At 67.4% G+C, this 1,743-nt stretch carries 1 protein-coding gene and 1 pseudogene; both read right to left on the bottom strand.

Annotation, left to right across the window (positions count from 1 at the left end):
• Positions 1–273, bottom strand: a pseudogene (locus tag AC2VOP_RS20540) (phosphoribosylformylglycinamidine cyclo-ligase); the annotation flags it as partial.
• Positions 274–331: 58 nt separating this feature from the next.
• Positions 332–1,743, bottom strand: a 1,412-nt coding sequence (gene purF / locus AC2VOP_RS20535) for an amidophosphoribosyltransferase (protein WP_486962681.1), incomplete at its 5' end; no start/stop codon positions are given.

The raw sequence follows: 1,743 nt of genomic DNA, 5'->3' as shown, positions 1-1,743 counted from the left end.
GATGCCGACGGTGTCGTGTTTGTCCATCGCCTGCGCGATGGCAAGCTTGGTGCCCACCCCGTCGGTGGAGCAGGCCAGCACCGGCTCGCGGTAGTCGCCACGTAAGGCAAACAGCCCGGCGAATCCGCCGAGCCCGCCATGCACCTCCGGTCTGGTGGCTTTGCCGGCCAACGGTTTGAACAGGTCGACGGCGCGGTCACCGGCTGCGATGTCCACTCCCGCCGAAGCGTAGGTCATGCCCCGATGAACCTGGCCTGCTGTGCGATGCGTCATCGCGATAAAGGTTACCGGCCGGCGGTCGCCGCCGGTGTCGGTTGCCAACACTGCCCGGTCAGGGGCGCCGCACCGCGTCGTCGTTGTCGCTCTTGGCCTGCAGCGCAGCTGTGGTCAGCATCTGTTCGACGACGTTTTTGCCCAGCGCGGCTTCGTCGGGCAACTCGATCGGGTAGTCGCCGGCGAAGCATGCGGTGCACAGCCTCGATGCGGGCTGTTCAGTGGCCGCGATCAGGCCCCGCAGCGAGACGTAACCCAGGCTGTCGGCGCCGACCGCGCGCCGGACGGCCTCGAGCATCTCGGCCTCGTCGTCGACGACATTGGCGATCAACTCGGCCGGTGAGGGGAAGTCGATGCCGTAAAAGCAGGGCCACTTCACCGGCGGGGAGGCGATGCGCACGTGCACCTCGACCGCGCCGGCCTCACGCAACATCCGTACCAGGGCCCGCTGGGTGTTGCCCCGCACGATCGAGTCGTCGACGACGATGAGCCGCTTGCCGCGGATGATCTCCCTGAGCGGGTTGAGCTTGAGCCGAATACCCAACTGGCGGATGGTCTGCGATGGCTGAATGAAAGTTCGCCCCACGTAGGCGTTCTTGGTCAGACCCTGCCCGAAAGGGATGCCGGACTGCTGTGCGTATCCGACTGCGGAGGGGGTGCCGGACTCCGGCACGCCGATCACCAGGTCGGCGTCGACGGGGTGTTCACGGGCCAGCCGGCGGCCGATCTCCACGCGCGTGGCATGCACGGACCGGCCGGCGAGGTTGCTGTCCGGACGGGCCAGGTAGACATACTCGAACACGCAGCCCTTGGGAGTGGGGTTGGCAAAGCGGCTGGAGCGCACCCCGTCGGCGTCGATCGCCAACAACTCCCCCGGCTCGATGTCCCGGACGAAAGACGCGCCGACGATGTCCAGGGCCGCGGTTTCCGAGGCCACCACCCATCCGCGATCCAGCCGACCCAGTGACAGCGGCCGCACCCCCCACGGGTCACGAGCGGCGTAGAGGGTGTTCTCGTCCATGAATGTCAGACATAAAGCACCCCGCACCGTCGGCAGCAGCTCCAACGCCGCCTGTTCCAGGCTGGAGTCGGCCGCGCCGTGCGCCAGCAGCGCACCCAGGATGTCAGAGTCGGTAGTGGCGGCGCCGGGCAGCCTAGGGTTGACCAAACCCAGGTCGCGCGCCGTTGCCGCCAGCTCAGTGGTGTTCACCAGATTGCCGTTGTGGCCCAGCGCCACGCCGGTGCCGACTGCGGTGGTGTGGAACACCGGCTGCGCATTTTCCCAGGTGGTCTGGCCGGTCGTGGAGTAACGACAGTGCCCGATTGCCACGTGGCCCGGCATGGCCGCCAATGTCTGTTCCTCGAACACCTGACTGACCAGGCCGAGGTCTTTGAAGACCACCACCTGGGATCCGTCGGCGACGGCGATACCGGCCGCTTCCTGACCCCGGTGTTGCAGCGCGTACAGGC

The organism is Mycobacterium sp. TH-M106 (genome assembly GCF_057473765.1).
The sequence above is the reverse complement of the archived record's forward strand: the minus strand, read 5'-3'. Positions and strand labels throughout refer to the sequence as shown.